Origin of the sequence: Anaerocolumna sedimenticola, assembly GCF_009931695.1 — a bacterium.
GTDB classification, from domain to species: Bacteria; Bacillota; Clostridia; order Lachnospirales; family Lachnospiraceae; genus Anaerocolumna; species Anaerocolumna sedimenticola.
On sequence record NZ_CP048000.1, the window covers coordinates 3,286,216 to 3,310,833 of the forward strand.

At 37.3% G+C, this 24,618-nt stretch carries 21 protein-coding genes and 2 pseudogenes; 21 read left to right on the forward strand and 2 right to left on the reverse strand.

Annotated elements, in window-relative coordinates; all coding sequences use genetic code 11:
* Positions 1 to 478: 478 nt before the first annotated feature.
* A pseudogene (rhaB, locus tag Ana3638_RS14490) lies at positions 479 to 1,896 on the forward strand (rhamnulokinase).
* A 161-nt stretch (positions 1,897 to 2,057) separates the two neighbouring features.
* On the forward strand, positions 2,058 to 3,311 hold the full coding sequence (locus Ana3638_RS14495; RefSeq protein WP_161838666.1) for an L-rhamnose isomerase: 1,254 nt from the start codon (positions 2,058 to 2,060) through the stop codon (positions 3,309 to 3,311).
* Between the two features lie 151 nt (positions 3,312 to 3,462).
* On the opposite strand, the gene Ana3638_RS14500 is transcribed toward Ana3638_RS14495, so the two are convergent.
* Positions 3,463 to 5,289 carry a sensor histidine kinase gene (locus tag Ana3638_RS14500; protein ID WP_161838667.1) on the reverse strand — a complete coding sequence of 609 codons (1,827 nt, stop codon included), beginning with the start codon at positions 5,287 to 5,289 and terminating at the stop codon, positions 3,463 to 3,465.
* A complete protein-coding gene (locus Ana3638_RS14505; protein ID WP_161838668.1) occupies positions 5,286 to 6,842 on the reverse strand; it encodes a response regulator in 1,557 nt (518 codons plus the stop codon). Before Ana3638_RS14505 ends, Ana3638_RS14500 begins: the two co-directional genes overlap by 4 nt.
* Positions 6,843 to 7,265: 423 nt before the next feature.
* Between Ana3638_RS14505 and Ana3638_RS14510 the strand changes: the two genes are divergently transcribed.
* From Ana3638_RS14510 to Ana3638_RS14600, 19 genes and pseudogenes are all read left to right on the forward strand, one after another.
* Positions 7,266 to 8,774: a sugar ABC transporter ATP-binding protein gene (locus Ana3638_RS14510; RefSeq protein ID WP_161838669.1), complete on the forward strand. Its 1,509-nt coding sequence runs from the start codon at positions 7,266 to 7,268 to the stop codon at positions 8,772 to 8,774.
* A 15-nt stretch (positions 8,775 to 8,789) separates the two neighbouring features.
* Positions 8,790 to 9,785, forward strand: a complete 996-nt coding sequence (locus tag Ana3638_RS14515; protein WP_161838670.1) for an ABC transporter permease — start codon at positions 8,790 to 8,792, stop codon at positions 9,783 to 9,785.
* A 2-nt stretch (positions 9,786 to 9,787) separates the two neighbouring features.
* Positions 9,788 to 10,789, forward strand: coding sequence for an ABC transporter permease (locus tag Ana3638_RS14520; RefSeq protein ID WP_161838671.1), 1,002 nt, complete (start codon positions 9,788 to 9,790; stop codon positions 10,787 to 10,789).
* Positions 10,790 to 10,890: 101 nt separating this feature from the next.
* Positions 10,891 to 11,976, forward strand: coding sequence for a rhamnose ABC transporter substrate-binding protein (rhaS, locus tag Ana3638_RS14525; protein ID WP_161838672.1), 1,086 nt, complete (start codon positions 10,891 to 10,893; stop codon positions 11,974 to 11,976).
* Positions 11,977 to 12,225: 249 nt separating this feature from the next.
* Positions 12,226 to 12,552, forward strand: a complete 327-nt coding sequence (locus Ana3638_RS14530; RefSeq protein ID WP_161838673.1) for an L-rhamnose mutarotase — start codon at positions 12,226 to 12,228, stop codon at positions 12,550 to 12,552.
* 47 nt (positions 12,553 to 12,599) lie between these two features.
* Entirely contained in the window at positions 12,600 to 14,315 is a 1,716-nt protein-coding gene (locus Ana3638_RS14535) for a methyl-accepting chemotaxis protein (RefSeq protein WP_161838674.1), read from the forward strand.
* Positions 14,316 to 14,448: 133 nt separating this feature from the next.
* The gene (locus Ana3638_RS14540) at positions 14,449 to 15,246 is read left to right on the forward strand and encodes a class II aldolase/adducin family protein (RefSeq protein WP_161838675.1); all 798 of its coding nucleotides are present in this window, start codon (positions 14,449 to 14,451) and stop codon (positions 15,244 to 15,246) included.
* Positions 15,247 to 15,289: 43 nt separating this feature from the next.
* On the forward strand, positions 15,290 to 15,943 hold the full coding sequence (locus Ana3638_RS14545; RefSeq protein WP_330587584.1) for a GlcG/HbpS family heme-binding protein: 654 nt from the start codon (positions 15,290 to 15,292) through the stop codon (positions 15,941 to 15,943).
* Positions 15,937 to 17,330, forward strand: a pseudogene (locus Ana3638_RS26805) (aldehyde dehydrogenase family protein). The gene Ana3638_RS14545 and the pseudogene Ana3638_RS26805 overlap by 7 nt, the downstream one beginning before the upstream one ends.
* 27 nt (positions 17,331 to 17,357) lie before the next feature.
* The gene (locus Ana3638_RS14555; protein ID WP_161838676.1) at positions 17,358 to 18,566 is read left to right on the forward strand and encodes a zinc-dependent alcohol dehydrogenase; all 1,209 of its coding nucleotides are present in this window, start codon (positions 17,358 to 17,360) and stop codon (positions 18,564 to 18,566) included.
* A 19-nt stretch (positions 18,567 to 18,585) separates the two neighbouring features.
* Positions 18,586 to 18,900, forward strand: a complete 315-nt coding sequence (locus Ana3638_RS14560) for a BMC domain-containing protein (RefSeq protein ID WP_161838677.1) — start codon at positions 18,586 to 18,588, stop codon at positions 18,898 to 18,900.
* Positions 18,901 to 19,016: 116 nt separating this feature from the next.
* Positions 19,017 to 19,292 (forward strand): propanediol utilization microcompartment protein PduA, encoded by a 276-nt coding sequence (gene pduA, locus Ana3638_RS14565; protein WP_161838678.1) that lies wholly within the window; start codon positions 19,017 to 19,019, stop codon positions 19,290 to 19,292.
* Between the two features lie 95 nt (positions 19,293 to 19,387).
* Positions 19,388 to 19,669 (forward strand): BMC domain-containing protein, encoded by a 282-nt coding sequence (locus Ana3638_RS14570; RefSeq protein WP_161838679.1) that lies wholly within the window; start codon positions 19,388 to 19,390, stop codon positions 19,667 to 19,669.
* Between the two features lie 307 nt (positions 19,670 to 19,976).
* Entirely contained in the window at positions 19,977 to 20,255 is a 279-nt protein-coding gene (locus tag Ana3638_RS14575; RefSeq protein ID WP_033167462.1) for a BMC domain-containing protein, read from the forward strand.
* A 381-nt stretch (positions 20,256 to 20,636) separates the two neighbouring features.
* Positions 20,637 to 21,260 carry a phosphate propanoyltransferase gene (gene pduL / locus Ana3638_RS14580; protein WP_408609523.1) on the forward strand — a complete coding sequence of 208 codons (624 nt, stop codon included), beginning with the start codon at positions 20,637 to 20,639 and terminating at the stop codon, positions 21,258 to 21,260.
* Positions 21,261 to 21,397: 137 nt separating this feature from the next.
* Complete coding sequence (locus Ana3638_RS14585) at positions 21,398 to 21,664, forward strand: EutN/CcmL family microcompartment protein (protein WP_161838681.1); 267 nt, start codon at positions 21,398 to 21,400, stop codon at positions 21,662 to 21,664.
* A gap of 9 nt (positions 21,665 to 21,673) precedes the next feature.
* Positions 21,674 to 23,011, forward strand: a complete 1,338-nt coding sequence (locus Ana3638_RS14590) for a 4Fe-4S dicluster domain-containing protein (protein WP_161838682.1) — start codon at positions 21,674 to 21,676, stop codon at positions 23,009 to 23,011.
* 22 nt (positions 23,012 to 23,033) lie between these two features.
* Positions 23,034 to 23,582: a BMC domain-containing protein gene (locus Ana3638_RS14595; protein WP_161838683.1), complete on the forward strand. Its 549-nt coding sequence runs from the start codon at positions 23,034 to 23,036 to the stop codon at positions 23,580 to 23,582.
* A gap of 173 nt (positions 23,583 to 23,755) precedes the next feature.
* On the forward strand, positions 23,756 to 24,514 hold the full coding sequence (locus Ana3638_RS14600) for a DeoR/GlpR family DNA-binding transcription regulator (RefSeq protein WP_161838684.1): 759 nt from the start codon (positions 23,756 to 23,758) through the stop codon (positions 24,512 to 24,514).
* The last annotated feature ends 104 nt before the right edge of the window (positions 24,515 to 24,618 follow it).

Below are 24,618 nucleotides of genomic sequence, written 5' to 3' on the forward strand. Positions count from 1 at the left end.
TTTTTACTCTGAAGAGTGATTTTTACTCTTTACCCAATAGAGGTGCATGGCGCTAATTTAAACATTTCTGTTAGACAGATCTTGGGTTGATCTAATTGACGGGTTTATAAGTATCACAAAATCAATATATGTATTAACACTCCTTCCTGTTACAAATATAAAATTGTTCAGTAACTATGATTTCTGCGATGGTGTCATGGTAACATGAAAATGAGAAAAAGTCAATGTATCAGGCGGTAGAATTGTATTATTTAGAATACTATTATAAGCAAATAAGGACGTAAATTAAATTAAATAGCGTCCTTATTTTTTAAAATAATTTCGGTATAATATAACTTAACGGATGATGCTTTTTATCTTTCGAAAAAAAGGTGCTGGCTTTGTACCGAGCATCCAATTAAAGGAACATGATTTCGTTCCAATAATATAAAAGCACTGACTTATGGGAGATGTGTATTTAGAGGAAGTGAGGATTTATATGCAGAAATACTATTTAGCAGTAGATATTGGTGCATCAAGCGGCAGACACATTTTAGGCTGCCTTACAGATGACAAAATTACCTTGGAAGAAGTTTACCGTTTTGAAAATGGTATGGTAAAAAAAGACGGAAATTTGTGCTGGGAACTGGACAGACTTTTTGAAGAAATCAAAAATGGTTTGAAAAAATGTAAAGAGATTGGTAAAATTCCGACCAGCATGGGTATTGATACCTGGGCGGTGGATTTTGTATTACTGGATTCCAAGGATCAGATTCTTGGTAATACGGTAGGGTACCGTGACAGAAGAACTACAGGTATGGACACTTTAGTTTATAATAAGATTGCCGAAGATGAATTATATAACAGGACAGGTATACAGAAACAGATCTTTAATACCATATATCAATTAATGGCAGTTAAAACACAAAATCCCGATCACATGGAAAAAGCAGAGAGCTTCTTAATGGTACCGGATTATTTTAATTATTTATTAACCGGGAATAAACGGAATGAATATACCAATGCAACAACGACTCAACTTGTGAGTCCGGTAACGAAAGACTGGGATGATGAATTAATAAATCAACTGGGATTTAACAGAAAGATGTTCTGTGAGATTTCTCTCCCTAAAACCGTGGTGGGTAAATTCTCAGATCAGGTAAAGGAAGAAGTCGGATTTGACTGTGAGGTAATTCTGCCGGCTACTCACGATACTGGATCTGCCGTATTATCCGTTCCGGCTAATGATGATGATTACTTCTATATCAGTTCAGGAACCTGGTCATTAATGGGTATTGAAAGAACGGAGGCAGATTGCAGCCAGGTAAGCAAAATGGCAAACTTTACTAATGAAGGCGGATATGATTATCGTTTCCGTTATCTTAAAAATATCATGGGATTATGGATGATACAGTCTGTCAGACATGAATTAAACGATGCTTATTCCTTTGCAAAGTTATGTGAACTGGCAATGGAAGCAGACGATTTTACATCCAGAGTTGATGTAAATGCAGACTGCTTCCTATCTCCGGATAATATGACAGAAGCAATAAAGAAGTATTGCAGGGATACCAATCAGAAAGAGCCTGCTACGGTGGGAGAGCTTGCTGCCTGTATCTATCATAGTTTAGCCAAAAGTTACGCGGATACTGTGGATGAAATTGAAAAGATAACCGGAAGAACATATTCCAGAATTCATATCGTAGGCGGCGGATCCAACGCGGATTATTTAAATGAACTGACTGCAAACTATACAAAAAAGCCGTATATGCCGGCCCAACAGAGGCAACGGCGATTGGTAACATACTAGCGCAAATGTTGAAAGCAGATGAATACAAAACTTTAGAGGATGCAAGAACAGGTGTATTCAATTCTTTCCCAATTAAAGAATTTAAAGGCTATTGCGAAACTATATAGTTTTCTGAATATACCATACAATTAATACGAATTTCATAGCTTCAGTTACCTTTCAGGCAAGATTCAGCTCTGAAATTGTATTATTTGCATGGTATATAGATGCAATAAGCTAGTTTCGCAATTGCCTATTAAAGAATTTAAATAAAAAGGAGAATAAAACAATGACAACAAAACAAAGATATGAATCAGCAAGAGAAATCTATAAAAATATCGGTGTGGATACCGATGAAGTGTTAAACCGTTTAAAAAATGTGGCTATCTCCATGCACTGCTGGCAAGGGGATGACGTGGCAGGTTTTGAAGGCGACGGACAGTTATCCGGCGGTATCCAGGCTACCGGTAATTATCCGGGTAAAGCCAGAAACCCGGAAGAATTAATGGCAGATATTGATAAAGCACTTAGTCTTATTCCAGGTACACATAGAATTAACCTTCATGCTAATTATGCAATCTTTGCACCTGGTGAAGAAGTAGATCGTGACAAATTAGAACCGAAGCATTTTACAAAATGGGTAGAATTTGCAAAAGCAAGAGGTCTTGGTTTGGATTTTAATCCTACTTATTTTTCTCATCCAAAGGCTGACGGATTAACTTTGTCCAGCGAAGATGAGTCCATCAGAAAATTCTGGATAAACCACGGAAAAGCATGCCTTAGAATTTCCGAATATTTCGCAAAAGAATTAAACAAACCTTGTTTAATGAACATCTGGATTCCGGACGGATTTAAAGATATTCCGGCTGACCGTATGAGTCCAAGAGCCAGATTAAAAGATTCCTTAGATCAGATCTTATCTATTGGTTATGATAGAAACCTTGTAAATGTTGCAGTTGAATCCAAAGTATTTGGTATCGGTGTGGAAGCATGCACAGTCGGTTCCCACGAATTCTACATGAATTATGCGGCAAAGAATAACATTCTCTGCTTATTAGATAACGGACATTATCATCCAACGGAAGTGGTTTCCGATAAAATACCATCCATGCTTCTTTTCTCAGACAAACTTGCCCTTCATGTTACAAGACCGATCAGATGGGATAGTGACCATGTGGTTTTATTTGATGATGAATTAAAAGAAATTGCAAAAGAAATCGTAAGATGTGATGCCCTTGACAGAGTATTAATCGGATTAGATTACTTTGACGCAAGTATTAACCGAGTATCTGCCTGGGTAGTGGGTATGAGAAATATGCAGAAAGCTCTTTTATATGCAATGCTTTCTCCAAGCAAAAAACTTGCAGATTTACAGAATGGCAGAAATTATACGGAACTTATGATGTTCCAGGAAGAACTTAAATTCTATCCTTTTGGCGATGTATGGAATTATTTCTGCGAATTAAATCATGTTCCTGAAAAAGAAGATTGGTTTAAGACCATAAAAGAATATGAATCAGATATTTTAGCTAAGAGAAGCTAATAAAATAAAACAGCCTGACATAAGAAGTATCTCTGGGATATCTTTTATGCCAGGCTGTTTTTAACAATATAAAAGCAAATCTAAATTCCTGTTAATAAGATAAAACAAATATAAAATAGAACAAATATAAAATAAAACAAATATAAAAAAATTAAGTCGCATCCGGAGTAGAATTTATTTCTGCCGGAATTCTGATTTCAACTTCTGTATATTCTCCCTCTTTACTCCGGTAAAACAATCCAAACTGTGTATCATAAAATAACTGCAGTCTGTTATGAGTATTTAAGATTCCAACACCGCTTCCGGTGGAACTTTTCGTTTGCCCGGAGAGTAACTGGTTAATTTTCTCCTGGGATATACCGACACCATCATCTGAGATGAGAAAAACCAGAGTGTCTTCTTCCATCCAGCCGGTAATAACAATATTACCTTCTTTGGATTCCTTGCAGAAGATACCATGTTGAATGGCATTTTCCACAACGGGTTGAAAAATAATTTTAGGAATGGTATAGTCCAGCATATTATCCGGTATATCTACGGTAAAATGAATCTTATTATCATAGCGCATATTTTGCAGCTGTATATAGAGTGATACATGTTCTAGTTCTTCTTCAATAGTTACTACGATATTTCCTTTACGCAAGGTCATTTTATAAAACTTTGACAGCGCCTGTACTGCGGTTGAAACGTCTTCGTTTAATCCTTTTTTGGACAGCCAGTTTATCATATCCAGGGTATTATATAAAAAATGAGGATTAATCTGGGCCTGGAGTGCCTTAAATTCAGCGGTTCGAAGTTCACTGGCGGATCTTAACTGCTCCTCGGAAAGATTATTGATTTCACTGACCATATAATTATAGGTTTCAATTAAATCCCCGATTTCATCCCGTTCCAAGGGAGCATCTAATGGGGTGGGTTTATTGATTTTAACCGATTTCATCTGGTTGATAACGGTCGAAATTCTTCGGACAATGGAATTGGATAATAAAAGGGAAACGATACAGGCAAAAGCCAGAACGAGAATATATGCAACTAAAAATTCCATGATTAAAGATTTATTTTCTGACCATATACTGTTAATTGGTATTACCGATATCATATACCAATTAGCACCGTTTATTTCCTGATAGGAGATATAACAACGGTCGGATGAAAAAGTTTTAATTTCAAACTGATTGGTATCCGGTACCAGGGGAGGTATTTCATTGTAATAAACCAGATATTTACCTACCAGATTATTACTGGAGGAGGAAACAATTGCATCTCTTTCATTTACAATATATTTTGCACTTCCCGGAAGCGTTGTATATTCCCGTAACATGGAATTTAGATAAGTCTTATTAAAATAAACAGCTACATAAGCAATTTCTGAGTTATCTTTTCCGCTTATCTTTCGGGTAAATGAAATCAGACCTGAATTTTGTTTTTCTTTGGTGGTCAGATATAGGGTAGGACAGAGCAGCTGCCTTGCTTTTGTACTGGAAAAGATACCGTGCCAGTAAGAGTTTTGGATCTCGCTAACTGGATTTAGAATACCGTTACTGGCCAGTTCTTCATCACTGAAATAATCCTGATAGGCTGGACTTAAATAAATTTTAATATCCGTAATCGTTACACCGTCGATCATGGCATCCACAGTCTGGAGAAAGGAATAAATCCTGGAATAACGTTTATCATCGGGATTTGGAAGGGAACGATTGGAAATAAGTTCGGTAAAGGTTTCGTCTTTTACAATTTCACTTGATATATTTCGTATATCTTCCACCGTATTTTCGATATTTCTTACCGTTTCCCTTGACAGGCTTAATTCCGTATCCTTTGTATTAGAAACAATAATATTAAAGAGCTGGCTGTAAAATAGGGCGGTAATAATTAAGATCGGAGCAAGAATCAGGATAAGATGTGAAATTAATAGTTTATTTTTTAATTTCATATCATAGGAATAATAAGCGATAAGGTTTTTTATTAATTTAATCATTTTCCAAACCGCTCCCTGTACTCCGATGGTGACAAATCAACTATTTTCTTAAACGCTTTACCAAAATAATTACTGTCACTGTAACCTACTTTAGCTGATATATCCGTGATTTTAATTCTGGAATCCATAAGCATATTTTTTGCTTTATCAATACGGTATTCCGTAAGGTATTGGTTTAATGTTTTACCCGTTTCATTTTTAAATAAAGTACATACATAAGAAGAAGACAGGTAGACATGTTCGCTGATATCCTTTACGGATAAGGTTTCGTTCTGATAATTTTTACTTATAAATTCCTTGATGGCATAGATAGTGGCATTATCTTTCGTATGTTCCTGGAGATAGGAAAACAGCAGATTTATTTTATCCAGTAATAATTGATGGAGTTCTATTAAATTATAATTTCTGGTTACGTATTCAAGCACAGCCCAGGAATCTTCTTCAAAAAAAGCCGGTACATGAAGGTTTGAGGCCGTCTGGATCAAAGCATTAAATAATTTGTAATAGAGATCCTTGACCTGATTCGGCAGGACATGCTGGTTTTCTTTGTAATTCTGAAAGATAGCGGTAACCACCTTGGTGATTTCTTCCCGGTTATGTTGGGTTAAGGCATCCAGATACTCGTTGAAAATAGAATGATCTGAAACCGGTGTTTTTGGAGGGGCTGCCTCCGGTACTATGATACTGTTATAATCATAAAAAAAGGAACTTTGCAGTAAAACTACAGCTGAATTATAGGATTCAAACACATTTTTAATACCTTTAACAGTTTTGCCAACCGCAATAAAATACTGGTATGATTTATTAAGGTAAGAAGAAATTGACAGGCAAGTATTACGGATTCCGTAATCAATTGCTTTATTTGCAGAAAACAGGTGCAAGATTAAATACTCGTCATTTTTAACTGCAAGGATATAATTCATATGAAACCGGGTAACAATTTCATCAATAGTATAATATAATTCATTCATATCCTGTTCGGAAATACTGGAAACAGCAGTTTTTAATGTTATAATTACGGTTGTAAAATCAGTAGCAGGTTTAATGGTGTAACCTAATTCTTCAAATTGCCTTATATAATCTGTTTGATTTTCTTTCGCCAACGGGTAAATAATCTGTAATGCTAATTTGTTTTGCGAATACTTATTGTGATACTCCGTCTTAATCTGGTTTTTGACATGATTAAATTGCTCCTCCATAGCCAGTTTGATAGAGTCTTCTAATTCGGCAGCATCAATTGGTTTTTCCACGTAACTGATTACTTTTAATTTAATAGCTTCTTTTAAATATTCCTTATCGGAGTAACCGCTCATAAAAATAATACTGGAATTTGGTAATATTTTTTGAAGCTCTTTTGCCATCTCTATCCCATTCATTCTGGGCATTCGGACATCACTTAATATAATATCCGGTTTATGGATTTTACTCAGTTCAATGCCGTTATATCCGTCATCCGCTTCGTAAATTTCATCAATTCCAAGTTTTTTCCAATCTAAATTAGAGATGATACCTTCTCTTGTCAGTTTTTCATCATCTGCTATTAATACTTTCATGTAAACTCCTATTATTATCTCAAGTCATTCTTAAGATTTTTTCTAATTAAAAATAATTGAATGGTTAAAGAAAAAGGTTTTGCTGGTTAAGATTATTTTGTCCCTTTATTCCGGATTCATTTATTTTAACAAAGAAATATATAAAATGCAATTAGTATCATTTTCTGCAAATATGAATGCAAAACAGATGAAAACCGCTCAAAATCAATAAAAACTCTTGGAAAAAATAACAAAAATCAATAAAAAACAAAAAAATAACAGTAAAAAAATACCCAACATCAAAGAATATTACGATAGGATTTAGGGGGGACGGATGCTATTATAATACTATACTAATTAGCGCATAAGCGTAAAAAAAGCTTATTATAAGTTTTGGAAAGCAGTGGCTGAAGGCGCTGCCAGAAAGAATGGAAGGAGAAAAACATGTCTGATTATGTTCTTGAACTAAAAGGAATAACCAAAATATTTCCGGGTATTAAGGCTTTAGATAATGTGCACTTTCAGTTAAAAAAAGGTGAGATTCATGCTTTAATGGGTGAAAACGGAGCAGGAAAATCAACTTTTATTAAAGTAATTACAGGGGTGCATAAAGCTGAGGAAGGCAGCATGTTCCTGGATGGGAAAGAAGTCAATTTTAAAAATCCTAAGGAAGCCCAGGCAGCAGGTATAGCGGCTATTTATCAGCATGTAACAGCGTATCCTCACTTAACCGTAACGGAAAACATTTTTATGGGGCATGAAAAGGTACAAAAAGGAACCGGCAGAATTCTTTGGAATCAGATGCATGCGGAAGCAAATGAATTGTTAAGACAGTTAAGTGCTGATTTTGATGCCACCACAGAAATGGGTACTTTAAGTGTTGCACAGCAGCAAATGGTTGAAATAGCAAAGGCGTTATCCATGAAAGCAAGAATTATCATAATGGATGAACCCACTGCAGCTTTAACGAAAAGAGAAAGTGAAGAGCTATATAAAATAGCAGAAAAATTAAAGGATGACGGAGCCTCTATCATCTTCATATCTCACAGATTTGAAGATATGTACCGACTGGCGACCAGGGTTACCGTATTCAGGGATTCCAAATATATCGGAAGCTATGATGTAAATGGAATAACCAATGAAGACTTAATTGTTGCCATGGTTGGCCGTGAAATTACTCAGCTTTTCCCGAAACCGGAAATAAAAATAGGGGAAGAAGTTTTAAAAGTTGAGAATTTAAGCCGTGCCGGTTATTTTAAGGATGTTACTTTTCATGTTAAAAAAGGTGAAATCCTGGGTCTTACCGGTCTGGTAGGTGCCGGACGTACGGAAGTATGTGAAACGATATTTGGCGTTGAACAAAAAGAAGCAGGAAGAATTTACTTTAACGGCAAAGAAGTGCAGATTAAAGGGCCGTTACAAGCAATGAATCTGGGTATCGGATACTTGCCGGAAGACAGGCAGAAACAAGGTCTGATATTAGACTGGGGTATCGGACAGAATATAACTTTACCTATAATAGATAAGATGACCAAATACGGAATTATGAATGAGAAAAAAGAAAGAGAACTAGGAAAATCCCTGGCTGAAAAGGTTGACACGAAAGCTGTTACTATCTTTGACAAGGCAAGTTCTTTATCCGGTGGTAACCAACAGAAAGTGGTTGTTGCTAAATTACTTGCTCTGGATTTAAAAGTTTTGATTCTGGATGAACCGACAAAGGGTGTGGATGTCGGTGCAAAGGCAGCTATTTATGAAATTATGGGTGAATTAGCGAAACAAGGTTACGCAATTATTATGGTCTCCTCTGAAATGCCTGAAATTCTTGGTATGTGTGACAGAATCGTGGTAATGTGTGATGGCCGGGTAACCGGTGAACTTACACGTGAAGAAGCAACACAGGAAGCTATACTGGAGTTAGGTATGGCAAAGACTGTTCATAGTAAAGGGTAAGTGAGGTGACAGGGAATGGATAAGAAAAAATTTAACTTAAAAAAAATTACCGGGACACGTGAAATGAGCTTGGTTATCATTTTAATTGTTCTCAGTATATTCATACAAGCCAGAAACAATACCTTTATGTCAATAACAAACATCAATGACTTAGTAACCAATGCCGTAATGATGGGTATTTTAGCAGTAGGTATGATGTGTGTATTGCTAATTGGCGGAATTGATATTTCCATTGGTTCCACCATAGCATTTTCCGGTATGTCGGTGGCATTGCTCTTAAGAGCACATCCGGAAATTCCTACTTTCATATCCTTTATCCTGGGAATTGTGGTAGGAACATTATGCGGATTACTGGTAGGACTTATCATTACCAAGGGTAAGGTTATCCCTATTATTGCAACACTGGGTCTAATGAATGTTTACCGTGGTGCGACTTATCTGATAGCAAATAATCAATGGGTAGCTGCATACCAGCTTCCGGAGGGCTTAAAATCATTTGCAACCGGCAGTGTATTAGGGATTAATAACATGATTCTTGTTGCAGTTTTTATCTACATTGTTTTTGCATACTTTATTAAGTTTACAAGAACCGGAAGAAAGATCTATGCGGTAGGAAGCAATGCGGAAGCAGCAGAAATCAGCGGTATTAATATTGACAGGATTAAAATTTTAGTATATTCCATCATGGGTGGTTTATCCGGTTTGGTAAGTATACTTTGGTTATCAAAATATGCATCAGCCCAAGGTGATGCGGCAACCGGCCTTGAAATTGACATTATTGCGGCCTGCGTTATCGGCGGTGTTAGCTTAAACGGCGGTAAAGGAACGGTATTAGGGGTAATATTAGGTACTGTTACATTAGGTATTTTAAATAATGCACTTCCATTAATTAATATATCTCCTTTCTGGCAGGATGCAATCAAAGGGTTGGTTATTATTTTAGCTATTATAATAAATACAACATCACAAAGATCCATTGACAGAAAGAATCTGAAAAGGAGGGAACTTTAATTATGGGTAAGACAAAAAGAGTAATCAGTGCAGAAAAGAAGTTTTCCCTGAAAAAATTTTTTCTTCAGTGGGAGTGGTTTTTAGTACTGCTGTTTATTGGAATTAATATTATGAATTCCAATCTGTCACCATATTATATGAATGCGGACGGGCTGTTAAATGCAACATCATCCTTTTTGGAAAAAGCTTTCTTAGCTTTACCTATGGCATTTGTATTAATACTTGGAGAAATTGATATTTCAGTAGGTTCAACCGTCGCATTATCTTCCGTAGTTATGGCAGTTTCCTATAACAACCTGGGTGTTCCCATGGGAGTCGCAGTATTAATCTGTTTATTAACAGGAACAATATGCGGATTTATCAATGGTTTTATATTAACCAAATACAAAGAACTGGCACCTATGATTGTTACCTTAGGTACTCAGATATTATACAGGGGTATTGCCACTATGATTTTAAAAGATCAGGCATCCGGTAATTTCCCAACCTGGTTTTCCGATATTTATTGGGGATCCGTTGGAAGTATTCCTTATATGTTAATTACCTTTATTGTATTAGCAGTTATTTTTGGAGTAATTTTACACAAAACTACATTCGGAAGAAGAGTTTTTGCTATCGGAAGTAACCGTGTAACCAGTCTTTACTCCGGTATTCAGGTAGACAGAATCCGGTTGATCATTTATACCTTAACCGGTACAATGGCAGCGATAACCGCAATTTTCTTAACTTCCAGAATGGGAAGTACAAGACCTAATATCGCTATGGCATATGAAATGGATGCAATCGCCATGGTAGTACTTGGCGGTATCTCAACAAGCGGTGGTAAGGGAAGATTTATCGGAGCAATTATATCCATATTTATCATTGGTTTCTTAAGATATGGATTAGGATTAATAAATGTAAGTTCCCAGGTTATGTTAATCATTATCGGTTGTCTTTTAATTGGAGCGGTAATGATACCTAAATTAAATCTTGGAAAATTATTTAAGAAGAAAGCAGCTTAAGATCTTACGCTTTGAAAGTAGAAGACTTACTAGTAAGATTAATTAATTAGTTACAAATAGCGAAAGCTATTAATGTATAAAAATATCTTAGGAGGTTTATTATGAAAAAATTTAAAAAAGTACTCTCTATGGCACTTATACTTTCCATGTCTTTAAGCTTATTGGCAGCTTGTGGAAAGAAAGCACCGGAGGCAACCCAGACCCAGGACGGCGGCACAAATACGGAAGCACCCGCAGCAAGCGATTCCGTAGCAGGAAAGAACTTTGCAATTTTAGTAAAGAGCGCTGGAAATCCTTACAATGAAAAAGAAAGCGCCGGTTTTAAAGAAGTTATTGAAGCAGCCGGAGCAAATGCAATTATTAAAGCACCGGAATCAGCAACCGCTGAAGCACAGATTACCATGATCAATGAATTAATTGCTCAGAAAGTAGATTCCATAGCAATTGCAGGTAATGATTTTGACGCACTTCAACCGGCTCTTAAAAAAGCTATGGAGGAAGGAATTAAAGTATTATCCTTAGATGCATCTGTTAACAAAGACAGCCGTATGGTTCATATTAATCAGGCGGACAGTGAGAAAATCGGCCGTACATTAATTCAGGCTACAAAAGAAATGGTAAAAGGAGAAGGACAGATTGCCATTCTTAGTGCTACCAGCCAGGCTGCTAACCAGAATACCTGGATTGAATGGATGAAAAAAGAATTAGAAGAAGGAGACTATAAAGGTCTTGAGTTAGTTAAAATTGCTTACGGTGATGATGAATTCCAGAAATCCGTAGACGAAACGGAAGCTTTGCTGAAAAACTATCCTGATCTGAAAGCAATTATCGCTCCAACAACGGTTGGTATCATGGCAGCTGCAAAAGTTGTTACTGATAAAGGTTTAATCGGTAAAGTTGCAGTTACAGGTCTTGGTCTTCCAAGTGAAATGGCTGAATACATTGCAAATGGTTCCTGTCCTTGGATGTACTTATGGAATCCTATTGATGTAGGTGGTTTAGCAGCTTATGCATCCATCTCACTTGTTAAAGGTGAAATTACAGGAGCTGCCGGTGACAAATTCGAAGCAGGTACGCTTGGTTCTTATGAAGTTATTTCCGCAGCAGATGGTGGTACAGAAGTACTTTTAGGTGCTCCGTTTAAATTTGACCCTGAAAACATCGACGAATGGAAATCAGTTTACTAAAATAAAATCAGATTACTAAAATAAAATCAGTTTACTTATGCAACATCAAAATACAAAATTTTTGATTTTGCATATAAAATGAAATCAGGGCTGATGCAAAATAAAAGTTTATTTGACTTGTGAATGGGCATTCCGAATTACTTACCTCGCAGGTACTATAGTCTTGAATTTTGCATTAGTCCTTTTTGTATAAAAGATATTTAACATAAGAAACCCGCTGCAGGGTGTCATATTAAGGAGGATTTAACTATGGAAAAAAGTAATAAATATGCTTGGACTTGGAAAGTAAAAGAAGAATGTTTAGAGGAATATGTGAAGATGCATTTGGACCCATGGCCTGAAATCATGGAAGAACATACAAAAGCGGGATATCGTAATTATTCTATTTTCCAAAACGGGAACCAGTTTTTTTATTGTTTTGAGTGCGATGATGTTGAAGCTGCCAATGCCTATATAGCAAAAAGTGAAGCTTGTAACCGATGGAATGCCATTACCTCAAAGATGGTAGAAGGTTCTTTTGATTTTAATGAAAAAGAACCAATTAAATTCATGAATGAGGTATTTTACCTGAAATAAGAATAATGGATACAAATATCCATGATGCAGCCGGAGGATTAATAAGGATGAAACAAAAGAGAAGAAAGCAGAACAAACAAAAAGCAGTGGCTGATTCGATTAAGATTAAACTTGGAAGGTCATTAAGGTTAACAGGTGCTGTCAGTGCATTTTCAATTATTATGGCAATCGTATTTTTACTTAGTATATCGGGAGATGTAAAATCGTTTCGTGACAGTGCATTTTCAGCATCCGATTATGCCTGGCGGGCACGTCAGGCTTTGCTGCTAATTGAATCAAATTTATTAAAGGCAGCAGCGGATTCATCCGGCGAGAAAACCGGTGGTTACTTAGCTGCGGCCAATACCGCCTCTAATGATTTAATCAGTACCGTAACCGTATTGGCTAAATTAAAAGTGGCAACCAAAGAGGATATGAACCGTATTAATGATTTAACCATGGAGATGTCTGCTGTAAAGACGAATATGATGGCCAAAGCATCTCTTAATACGGAGGATGGTTATGGGAAAGTAAAAGAACTCCTGATGAATGATTTTATGAAACCAGCAGATGAAACCGGATTGATACTGGAAAAGATTTCTGAAAGGGCAGCACAGTCAGCCGATCATTTTGTGTTTTGGTCAAGTATGAAATCCTATGCCAGCCTTGGGATTCTGTTTCTTTTCTTTGGTTTGACTGTGATTATCTTAATCAGAACTTCAAAATCTATAATAAATAGAATCACAGCTCCCATTGATACAATTAAAAATGCTTTACTGGAAGTATCAGGAGGCAATTTGGATATAGAATTAAATTATGAGTCAAAAGATGAATTTGGTACTTTGGCGGATTCCATCCGGGAAACAATAACAGAATTAAAAAAATACATTGATAATATCCGTGAGGTTCTTAAAAATATATCAGAGAAGGATATGAGAAACGGTATTGAGATTGAATATAAGGGCAGCTTTTACCCCTTAAAAGTATCTGTAAATTATATTGTAGAATTTTTAAATGAGATAATAGGGAAGATGAAAGAAATGTCCTTACAGGTATCGGATGGGGCAGCGAGAATGGAACAGTCGTCCGTTCGGTTAGCGAATGATGCAAATGACCAGTCCGGCTCTGTAGAGGAATTAGCGGCCACAATACAGGAAATATCAGAAGCGGTGCATATAAATGCAGCTCACGCACAACACGTTAACCGATTTTTTGATGATTCGATTAACGAAATAAATAAAGGCAACGACTATATGCGGGAAATGCTTTTATCCATGGAGCAAATTACGGAACAATCAAACCAGGTATCGGAAATTGTTCAGATGATTGATGAAATTTCCACCCAGACAGATCTGTTATCATTGAATGCATCCATAGAGGCGGCAAGGGCAGGAGCTTTTGGAAGAGGGTTTGCCGTTGTGGCAGATGAAATCGGAAAGTTGGCGAAAGGCAGTGCGGAAGCTGCGAGAAGGTCAACGGAGCTGATTCATAAAACCCTGGAAGCGGTTGAGTCAGGTTCCGAACTAACTAACAGGACCGCAAATGTTTTTGAAAAAATTGTAAAAGATTCTGAAGAAATGAGAAAATTGGTTGACGGGATCGATAAGGCTTGTTCCAAACAGTCGGTAACTTTGGAAGAAATTCTGAAAGCAGTACATCAGATTGCGGAAATAACAGAATCAAATTCTGCAGCGGCAGGGGAGAGTGCTGCCTTAAGTAATGAGTTATTAAAAGGAACAAAAACCCTGGATTCCATGCTTTCCGAATATAAGGTTGGATTGTAAATTATAAACAAATAAAATAACAACAAAAACAACAAAAAACATAATATAACAGTTGACTTAAACACAAATAAATGATACAATACAGTTAAACAAACAAAAAACCAACAAAAACCACACATAAAGGAGATATCTTATGACATCTGAATACGAAATCAAGAAAGAAATTTGCGAAATAGGCAGAAGAATTTATAACAAAGGTATGGTAGCAGCTAATGATGGTAACATTTCCGTTAAATTAAACGACAATGAATTCTTATGTACCCCTACCGGTGTAAGCAAAGGTTTCATGACTCCTGATTATATCTGTAAAGTTGATAAAGAAGGAAAAGTAATTCAGGCTAACGGTAATTTTAAACCCTCTTCCGAAATTAAGATGCATATGCGTGTATATAAAGAAAGACCGGATGTTGTTTCCGTTGTTCATGCACATCCTATGTATGCAACAGGATTTGCGATTGCAGGTATTCCTTTAACACAACCAATCATGCCGGAAGCAGTTATTTCCCTTGGATGTGTTCCTATTGCAGAATATGGCACACCTTCTACAGAAGAGATACCTGATGCAGTATCAAAATATCTTCCATATTATGATGCCGTATTATTAGAAAACCATGGAGCACTTACTTATGCAGATTCTTTATTAGCTGCATACCACAAGATGGAATCCGTAGAATTCTATGCTCAGTTATTATTCATTGCAAAACAAATCGGCGGACCAAAGGAATTATCCGATGCACAGGTACAAAGATTATATGAAATCCGCAGACAGTTCGGTATGACAGGTAAACATCCCGCAGATCTGTGCCAGAACAAAAAAGATGGTAAAGCAAGCTGCTACGGATGCAACGGCAAAGGACATCAGGGTGCGGATGCGAATGAATTAGTCTCTGAAATCACAAAAAGAGTAATTGAACAATTAGGCTTAAAATAAGGTGACTATTCAGCCAAAGATAATCATTCTATAGAAAAGAGGAATGATGATGCCTGTAAACAAAGAAAATGAGAAATCAAATCTTTCGGATCTTTATGAAGATTTAAATAGATTAGCGGGATCTATCGATCAAATTTTAGAGAAATCAAATCAGACAGAATTAAATAGTAATCTCAAGCTAATGAAACATAACGTACAAAAAGCTCAGATGCAAATGGTTGAATCAATCGTAAAAAATGTCGTAGGCGAATATATACCAACCCAAAAGGAAGAGATAAAAAAAGATATCAGTTTGGGACAGGCTGTTGCTTTAATCGGCGAAATCGAGAAAAAGGCAAATGATATGGGAATGAAAGTTGTAATTGCTGTATATAACACTGCAGCCCGCCCGGTTGCCATCCACTGTATGGATGATTCCTATATCGCCAGTTTTGATGTTGCGGAAAATAAAGCGTATACATCGGCAGCTTTAAAAATGTCCACCGCAGTGTTGAAAAATCTTAGTCAGCCCGGACAGGAATTATACGGAATTCAAAACACAAACGGGGGTAAGATTGTAATCTTCGGAGGCGGCGAACCGTTAATCTATCAAGGGAAACTGATCGGTGCCCTGGGAGTCAGCGGCGGTACGGAAGAAGAGGATCGGGATCTGGCAGCATTTGGCAGAAACAAATTAGAGGAGGTTATGGCGTGGTAAATGAGGCACAACTTCAAGACATTGTAAAGAAAGTATTACTTCAGCTGCAACCTGGGACAGGTAATAGCGGTGACAGTACAAAATTATCCGGTGTCTTTGAAGATATGAATGAAGCAATTAATGCTTCCAAAAAAGCGCAGGCAGTGATGCAGAAATTATCCATGGACTGCAGAGAAAAAATAATAAGCAATATTCGTAAGAAAACCATAGAGAATGCTGAAATAATGGCAAAAATGGGTGTAGAAGAAACCGGTATGGGCAATGTGGGACATAAAATTTTAAAACACCAGTTACTGGCAGAAAAAACACCCGGTACAGAAGATATCACAACTACAGCCTGGTCGGGAGACAGAGGACTTACCCTGATTGAAATGGGACCTTTTGGAGTTATCGGTGCAATTACACCATGTACCAACCCAAGTGAGACAATACTTTGCAACAGTATTGGAATGATTGCCGGAGGCAATACGGTAGTATTTAATCCTCATCCGGCAGCGATCAAAGTTTCAAACTTTGCAGTAAATCTGGTAAATGAGGCGTCCATAGAAGTAGGCGGTCCTGCCAATGTTGCAGTATCCGTAACAAAACCAACAATGGCAACCAGTGATATCATGTTAAAACATAAGGATATTCATCTTATTGTTGCAACCGGCGGTCCCGGAGTTGTTACTACGGTACTTTCCTCCGGAAAGCGCGGTATCGGAGCAGGAGCAGGAAATCCCCCCGTGCTGGTGGATGAAACAGCCGATATCAAAAAGCGGCAATGGATATAGTAAATGGCTGTACCTTTGATAACAACCTGCCTTGTATCGCTGAAAAAGAAATTGTTGCTGTAAATCAAATCGTAGATGAGTTAAAACACTATCTTTTGGAAAATGACTGTTATGAAATATCCAAAGAGGAACAGGATAAATTAACCGCAGTTGTATTAAAAGATAATAAATTAAATAGAAAATGTGTAGGTAAAGATGCCCGTACTTTACTTTCCATGATTGGTATTAATGCTCCGGACAATATAAGATGTATTATCTTTGAAGGAGAAAAAGAACATCCTCTGATTGCGGAAGAATTAATGATGCCGATCCTTGGTATCGTAAGAGCAAAAGATATTGATGATGCAATTGAAAAAGCAGTATGGTTAGAACATGGAAACCGTCATTCCGCTCACATGCATTCCAAGAATGTCGACAATATCACCCGTTTCGGTAAAGCAATCGATACGGCAATCTTTGTTAAGAATGCACCTTCTTATGCCGCATTAGGTTTTGGTGGTGAGGGTTATTGTACCTTTACGATTGCAAGCAGAACCGGTGAGGGTCTGACATCAGCCCGTACCTTTACAAAACAAAGACGCTGCGTTATGTCTGACAGCCTTTGCATCAGGTAATGGAATTTGAAAAATGGAGGATTTGTTATGGATGTAAATTCAACAAAAATAGAAGAAATCGTGAAACAGGTTCTGCAGGAAATGACCAGTGCACCTGCTGCTAAACAACCGGCAGCTTCTGCCAATGGAGCTATCCCTAAGACCAGCAGGGCAGCATTACTTTATAAATTGGAACAGTTTGAAATAAAAGAATATCCTATTCCGGAGCTTGGCGATGATGATATTCTTGTAAAAGTAGAAGGCTGCGGTATCTGCGGTACGGATGCCCATGAATTCAAAAGAGATCCCTTTAGTTTAATACCGGTTGTTTTAGGACATGAGGGTACCGGTGAAGTTGTTAAAATGGGTAAAAACGTGAAAAAAGACAGTGCAGGAAAACCTCTTAATGTAGGAGATAAAGTTGTTTCCTGTATGATCTTTAAAGATAATCCCGATATTACCATGTTTGACTTAAATAAACAAAATGTAGGCGGAGCGGATGTTTACGGACTGCTTCCGGATGACGATACACATCTTAACGGATGGTTTGCTGATTACATTGTAATCCGCGGTGGTTCCACCATATTTAATGTAAGTGATCTGGACTTAGATTCCAGAATCTTAATTGAACCCTGCGCAGTATTAATCCATGCAGTGGAAAGAGCGAAAACCACCGGAATATTAAGATTTAACAGCAGAGTCGTAGTACAAGGCTGCGGACCGATCGGACTTATCTGTATCGCTGTTCTTCGTACCATGGGTATCGAAAATATCGTAGCAGTTGACGGCGAACAGAAGAGACTGGATTTTGCAAAGCAAATGGGCGCAGATACCTCTGTAAACTTTAAAGATTATAAAGGAATCGAAGCATTAGCGAAAGGCGTGGAAGATGCATTCGGCGGACATTTGGCAGATTTTGCTTTCCAATGTACGGGTTCTCCGGTTGGACATGCCAATATCTATAAATTTATCCGTAACGGCGGGGGTCTTTGTGAACTTGGTTTCTTTATCAACGGCGGAGATGCTACCATTAATCCTCACTTTGATATTTGCGCAAAAGAAATTACAACGGTTGGTTCCTGGGTATATACCTTAAGAGATTATGCTACCACCTTTGATTTCTTAAAGAGGGCAAAAGGAATTGGGCTTCCTATAGAAAAATTAATTACCCACAAATATCCTTTAAGCCAGATTAATGAAGGTTTTGCTACAAATCTTAAAATGGAAGGCTTAAAGATTGCTGTTATAAATGAATAGGTAAGAAAGGCGTAGATGTATGGTTAATGCTGTTGGAATGATAGAAGTGTTCGGTCTTGTAGCTGCTTTTGTTGCAGGAGATGCAGGCTGTAAAGCAGCGAATGTCACGATTGAGACTTTCGATCGAAATAAACCTGCGAATGCAGACAGCCTTCCGGTCCCTTTAATAGTTATGGTAAAGTTTCGTGGAAGCGTAGAGGATGTAAGGGCAGCAGTTGAAGCAGCAGAAGCTGCTGCAAACAAAGTATCCGGAGTTATTACAAAACATGTTATTGCCAACCCGGAAAAGGATACGGAGAAGATGCTTGCTTTAAACGGACTTGATAAAAACTAAGAAGTTCTAAAGTTAATAAATATTAAAAAGTAATAAACATTCAAAAGTAATAGACATTCTGTTTCACATAAATTATGATAAAACTTTAAAACGTAATCAATCAGGAGGATAATAAAATGGCACAAGAAGCTTTAGGTATGGTAGAAACCAGAGGATTAACAGCCGCTATTGAAGCAGCAGATGCAATGGTTAAAGCAGCAGAAGTAGTATTAGTAGGAACAGAAAAAATCGGTTCCGGACTTGTAACAGTTTTAGTACGGGGTGATGTCGGCGCTGTAAAAGCAGCTACGGAAGTAGGAGCAGCAGCAGCTACAAGACTTGGAGAATTAGTTGCAGTTCATGTAATCCCAAGACCACATACAGATGTAGAAAAAATTCTTCCGAAGATTTGATCTAAACTAAGATTGGAACATGTGTAAAGGAAAACCATCTTTACACACCCTGATTTAAAAATGTGCCAAGGCACGGAGATTGGAGCAAAGCATTTATGAAGTCATACGGATTTATTGAAATCCCAAGCGTAACAGCAGCAATTGAAGCACTTGACACCATGTGTAAAACGGCAGATGTAGAATTCGTTACCTGGGAGAGAAAATTAGGCGGAAGATTGGTGACAATCATTGTACAGGGCGATGTTTCAGCAGTTACGCAGGCGGTTGAAACCGCAGCCAGCAAAGCAATGAAACCCTGTGTACACGCAGTAATTCCAAATCCCCATGAAGAGACAGTTAAGATGGTTAATATAAGTGCCAGCAGATTAAGTAAATAGTAATCCCAACTAAAGTTTAAATTGAGCTTAACGGTGGTTATTAGAAGAAACCAAGTTGAAAGAAAATTAAATGAAGAAAGGTCTGCCAAGTTTTGATTCTTTCAACTTATTTTTATGGCAGTATCACATCTGTAAACTGATGTGATATGCAATGGGTGTAAGTATGGCAGAAGAAAAAAAGCCTGAGGTAAAAGCAATCGCAAAAGAAACAATAAGTGAAGATACAAAAGTAACAAAAGAAGTAAAAGAAACAACAAAACCAACTAAAAAAGAAACAGTAAAAACTACTGTTAAGGAGGAAAAAAGAATGGCACAGGAAGCATTAGGAATGGTAGAAACCAGAGGTTTAGTAGCAGCAATCGAAGCTGCAGATGCAATGTTAAAAGCAGCTAACGTAACTTTAGTAGGAACAGAAAAAATCGGTTCCGGTCTTGTAAGTGTTATGGTAAGAGGTGATGTTGGAGCTGTTAAAGCAGCAGTTGAATCCGGCGCAAGCTCAGCTAGTAAACTTGGTGAATTAGTAGCTACTCACGTAATCCCAAGACCTCATACAGATGTTGAAAAGATTCTTCCGGCATTAAAATAATCTGTTTTGATTCCTATGGATACAGCTCTTTGTAACTGAAAGGTTGCATAGAGCTGTAAAACCCATAAAGATTCTTATAGGTAATTCCAAAACTATGTTAGTTTTTCGAATATACCATACAATTGATACGAATTTTATAGCTTCAGTTGCCCTCCGGGCAAAATTCAGTTCTAATATTGTGGTAATTGCATGGTATCTGGATATAATAGTTGAGTTTCGCAATTGCCTAAGATTCTTAAAGAAAAAGGTGACTTTACAGTTAGGTCAAAAGAAGAAAGTAATAACAGACAGTAGTAATGAATAGGGAAAAATTGCGTTATGTCACGAAGTATCTGAATATGAAAAGAGTAGGTGAATTTCTTGGAAGAAAAAACAATTGAAATGATTACGAAACTTGTAATGGAAGCAATGAATCAACCCAAAAATGAGGAACAGGGATTTATTGTTCCCATAGGCGTATCAGCTAGACATGTCCATCTGACACAGGCGGATGTGGAAACTCTGTTTGGAAGCGGATATGAGTTAACCAAGAAAAAAGAATTAATGGGTGGGCAGTTTGCATCCAATGAAGTAGTTACCATTGTAGGCCTGAAACTTAGAGCAATGGAAAATGTAAGAATATTAGGGCCGGTCCGTAAGGCATCCCAGGTGGAAATATCCGCTACCGATGCAATTAAACTTGGAATCAAGACACCAATCAGGGAATCCGGTGATACCAAAGGTTCTGCCCCGATTGCAATTGTTGGTCCAAAAGGTGTCGTTTATTTACAGGAAGGCTGTATTATAGCAAAAAGGCATATCCATATGTCACCGGAAGATGCAGTGAAAGCAGGAGTTCAGAATGGTGATACCGTATCTGTTAAAGTTGAAAATGAAAGAGGAACTACTTTTAATCATGTTCAAATCCGTGTAGATAAGAGTTTTACATTGGAAATGCATATTGATACGGATGAAGCGAATGCAGCTAAAATCAGTACAGGTGATACTGTAGTTATAATCAAATAGAATGTAATGACAGGAAATAAGTGCAGCATGGAATAAGATTCGCAAATATGCAAGGCTGTACAAGTACAGAACACTGTACTAAGTCAATCAAATAAATATAAGGCTTATTCACTTAAAAATGATAAGTAGGTGAGGATATGATCGTAGGTAAAGTTGTAGGCAGCGTAGTAGCAACAAGAAAAAATGAAAATCTGATAGGAAGTAAATTCTTAATTGTTGAACCATTTGAATCCATGGAACAAGGGAAAGGAAGAATTGTAGCAATCGACAATGTTGGAGCAGGTATCGGTGAAATCGTACTTGTTGCAAAAGGCAGTGCGGCACGTATCGGCTGTAATTTGAAAGATGCACCTATTGACGCTGCGATTGTTGGAATTGTAGATGACGGAATCGGACTGGAGTAGAGCTGATATATGGATATTAAGGAACTGACAAGCAGGCTTAGGGAAAATGGAATTGTTGGTGCCGGCGGTGCCGGATTCCCTACCTATGCGAAAATAGATAAAAAAGCTGATACGATTATCTTGAATTGTGCTGAGTGTGAACCTCTATTAAAAGTCCATAGACAATTATTACAAAAGTATGCTTACGAAATCATGTCCGCTCTCGATATGATAGCAGTATCTGTGGAAGCCAGTGAAGTAATAATATCAGTAAAAGAAGCTTATACCAAAACGGTAGAAGCAATAAGAGCTAATATGGAAACATTCCCAAAGATAAAATTAAAGCTGCTTAAAGAAGTATATCCCATGGGGGATGAAGTTGTTTTAATCTATGAAACAACAGGTAAAAAGGTACCGCCGGGAAGTATTCCCATTGAGGTGGGCGTAGCCGTATTTAATGTTGAGACAGTATTTAATGTTTATAAAGCTGTAATAAAAAATGAACCGGTGTATATGAAATATCTGACTGTAGCCGGTGAAGTGAATACACCGATTACTATAAAAGCACCAATTGGAATGCCGGTAGAAGCTGCTGTGGAATTAGCAGGCGGAAGTAAAATAAAAGATTATGTTTATATTATGGGCGGACCGATGACCGGCAGTATTGTAGAGGGTTATGATACCGTTAAAAAAACCACCAATGCCATTCTGGTTCTGCCAAGTGATCATACGGTAGTTCATAAAAAAGTAGGTAAATCTTCCATTGATATGAAAAGAGCAATGGCCTCCTGCTGTCAATGTGAGATGTGTACGGATTTATGTCCGAGACATTTATTAGGTCATCCCATAACCCCTCATATGTTTATGAGGGCGGCAACCAGTGGAGTAACTAAAGATCTTGCCCCGTTTTTGGATACCATGTTTTGTTGTTCCTGCGGAATATGTGAAATGTTTGCTTGTCCCCAGGATTTATCCCCAAGAAAATTAATTACGGAGTATAAAGCCGGTTTAAGAAATAAAGGAATCCCCATACCAAAGGGAATTCCATCAAAAGATACGGATCCCATGAGAGAATACCGAAAGGTACCCATGGAGCGGTTAACCGCAAGATTAGGTTTAGTGGAATATGATGTCGATGCGCCGCTGGATGAGAAAGATATTGCAGCTGGCCAGGTAAAAATCAGCCTTAGCCAGCATATAGGTGCCAAAGCCCTTGCAGTAGTTAAGAAAAACGACCTGGTAAACAGGGGAGACATTATAGCAAAAGCTGAAGATGGTAAGCTGTCTGCTTCTGTTCATGCCTCCATATCCGGTGAAATCATAGAGGTAAATGACAGATTTGTAATTATAAAATCAATAAGTGACTGAATATAGAGAGGATGTACACTTTATGAGTAAGGCAATCGGAATGGTTGAATATAAAACAGTTTCAACAGGATTATTAGTGGCTGATACCATGTTAAAAACTGCCCAGGTAGAAATAATTGAAGCACAGACGGTTTGTCCCGGTAAATATATCGTTTTATTAAGGGGAGATCTTAGTGCAATCAATGCATGTATCGAAACAGCCAGGACAAGATACAGTGAACATCTGATTGACAGCTTTATACTTGGCAATCCCCATGAATCCATATTTGCTGCCATTTATGGTGCTACACAGATTGAAAAAATCAATGCCCTGGGCATATTGGAGACATTTTCCGCAGCTTCCATTATCGTAGCAGCTGACGAAGCTGCAAAAACAGCCCAGGTTGAATTAATTGAATTAAGAATAGCAAGAGGCATGTGCGGAAAATCGTATTTATTATTAACAGGTGAAGTTGCCGCGGTGGAAGCCGCAATCGCAAAAGCAAAAGCAGCGGTTGGTGAAAATGCAATGCTTTTAGATTCTGCTATTATTGCAAATCCGGATGATAAACTTTGTAAAAGTATATTATAGGAACGAAACCCGTGTTCCTATAATCGGATGGACGGCGCAAGTACAGCGCCTTTTCTCAGAAATTTGAAAAGTACCGCCTTTCAAAGAAATTGTCCCAATTACTTTGAAGATATATTATAATATTATTTATATAATATTAAATGGGTTACCATGTATGAAAGTAGGAATGAGATATGCTTGCAATTGAAAGAAGAAATAAAATACTTGCCATGTTACAGCGGGACAGCCGTGTTGTTGTCAGTGATTTAAGTACGAGTTTTAATGTAACGGAAGAAACTATCAGACGGGATTTGGAAAAACTCGAAAAGGAAGGTTTTGCAAAAAAGACCTATGGCGGAGCTATTATTAATGAAAGTCTGAATGTGGATTTACCCTATACGGTGAGAAAAAAAGCAAATGTAACAAATAAGCAGTATATCGCTGATATTATTAGTTCTATGATCGAAGACGGCGATCATATTATGATGGATGCAAGTTCTACGGCAGTATATGTAGCAAAACATTTAAAAAACAAAAAAAATATTACAATCATAACGAATTCTATCGAAATTTTATTGGAATTATCAGAGGTAGCAGGCTGGAAAGTTTTATCTACCGGCGGTACTTTAAGGGAAGGATCCCTATCGTTGGTCGGATACCAGGCAGAAAAAATGATTACAAACTATCATGTTGACAAAGCTATCATTTCCTGTAAGGGTATTGATATGGAAAAAGGCATTACCGATTCCAATGAAATGGACGCTCATATAAAGAAATTAATGTTGGAGTCTGCAAACATAAAGATATTGGCAGCGGATAATTCCAAATTTAATAAAATATCCTTTACGAAGATTGGTGATTTAACAGATATTGATATCTTAATCACGGATACCGAACTGGATGATAAATGGAAACAGGTTTTTAACACTATGAAAGTAGAGACACAATATTAAATAGATAAAAAACAGTAACTGGTATAAAAGCATGCTAAAGCATACAGATGGGAGCAAGTGTAAAGAAAAGCATATTTACACTGAAAGAACCTTAAAATGAGCAC

Bases quoted from the DNA above. Each gene is read 5' to 3' on its own strand.
- Ana3638_RS14575 (WP_033167462.1), top strand. From the start codon at position 19,977: ATGGCACAGGAAGCATTAGGAATGGTAGAAACCAGAGGTTTAGTAGCA.
- Ana3638_RS14600 (WP_161838684.1), top strand. From the start codon at position 23,756: ATGCTTGCAATTGAAAGAAGAAATAAAATACTTGCCATGTTACAGCGG.
- Ana3638_RS14505 (WP_161838668.1), bottom strand. From the start codon at position 6,842: ATGAAAGTATTAATAGCAGATGATGAAAAACTGACAAGAGAAGGTATC.
- rhaS (WP_161838672.1), top strand. From the start codon at position 10,891: ATGAAAAAATTTAAAAAAGTACTCTCTATGGCACTTATACTTTCCATG.
- Ana3638_RS14560 (WP_161838677.1), top strand. From the start codon at position 18,586: ATGGTTAATGCTGTTGGAATGATAGAAGTGTTCGGTCTTGTAGCTGCT.
- Ana3638_RS14570 (WP_161838679.1), top strand. From the start codon at position 19,388: ATGAAGTCATACGGATTTATTGAAATCCCAAGCGTAACAGCAGCAATT.
- Ana3638_RS14515 (WP_161838670.1), top strand. From the start codon at position 8,790: ATGGATAAGAAAAAATTTAACTTAAAAAAAATTACCGGGACACGTGAA.
- pduL (WP_408609523.1), top strand. From the start codon at position 20,637: ATGATTACGAAACTTGTAATGGAAGCAATGAATCAACCCAAAAATGAG.
- Ana3638_RS14555 (WP_161838676.1), top strand. From the start codon at position 17,358: ATGGATGTAAATTCAACAAAAATAGAAGAAATCGTGAAACAGGTTCTG.
- Ana3638_RS14590 (WP_161838682.1), top strand. From the start codon at position 21,674: ATGGATATTAAGGAACTGACAAGCAGGCTTAGGGAAAATGGAATTGTT.
- Ana3638_RS14520 (WP_161838671.1), top strand. From the start codon at position 9,788: ATGGGTAAGACAAAAAGAGTAATCAGTGCAGAAAAGAAGTTTTCCCTG.
- Ana3638_RS14530 (WP_161838673.1), top strand. From the start codon at position 12,226: ATGGAAAAAAGTAATAAATATGCTTGGACTTGGAAAGTAAAAGAAGAA.
- pduA (WP_161838678.1), top strand. From the start codon at position 19,017: ATGGCACAAGAAGCTTTAGGTATGGTAGAAACCAGAGGATTAACAGCC.
- Ana3638_RS14595 (WP_161838683.1), top strand. From the start codon at position 23,034: ATGAGTAAGGCAATCGGAATGGTTGAATATAAAACAGTTTCAACAGGA.
- Ana3638_RS14540 (WP_161838675.1), top strand. From the start codon at position 14,449: ATGACATCTGAATACGAAATCAAGAAAGAAATTTGCGAAATAGGCAGA.
- Ana3638_RS14495 (WP_161838666.1), top strand. From the start codon at position 2,058: ATGACAACAAAACAAAGATATGAATCAGCAAGAGAAATCTATAAAAAT.
- Ana3638_RS14500 (WP_161838667.1), bottom strand. From the start codon at position 5,289: ATGATTAAATTAATAAAAAACCTTATCGCTTATTATTCCTATGATATG.
- Ana3638_RS14535 (WP_161838674.1), top strand. From the start codon at position 12,600: ATGAAACAAAAGAGAAGAAAGCAGAACAAACAAAAAGCAGTGGCTGAT.
- Ana3638_RS14585 (WP_161838681.1), top strand. From the start codon at position 21,398: ATGATCGTAGGTAAAGTTGTAGGCAGCGTAGTAGCAACAAGAAAAAAT.
- Ana3638_RS14545 (WP_330587584.1), top strand. From the start codon at position 15,290: ATGATGATGCCTGTAAACAAAGAAAATGAGAAATCAAATCTTTCGGAT.
- Ana3638_RS14510 (WP_161838669.1), top strand. From the start codon at position 7,266: ATGTCTGATTATGTTCTTGAACTAAAAGGAATAACCAAAATATTTCCG.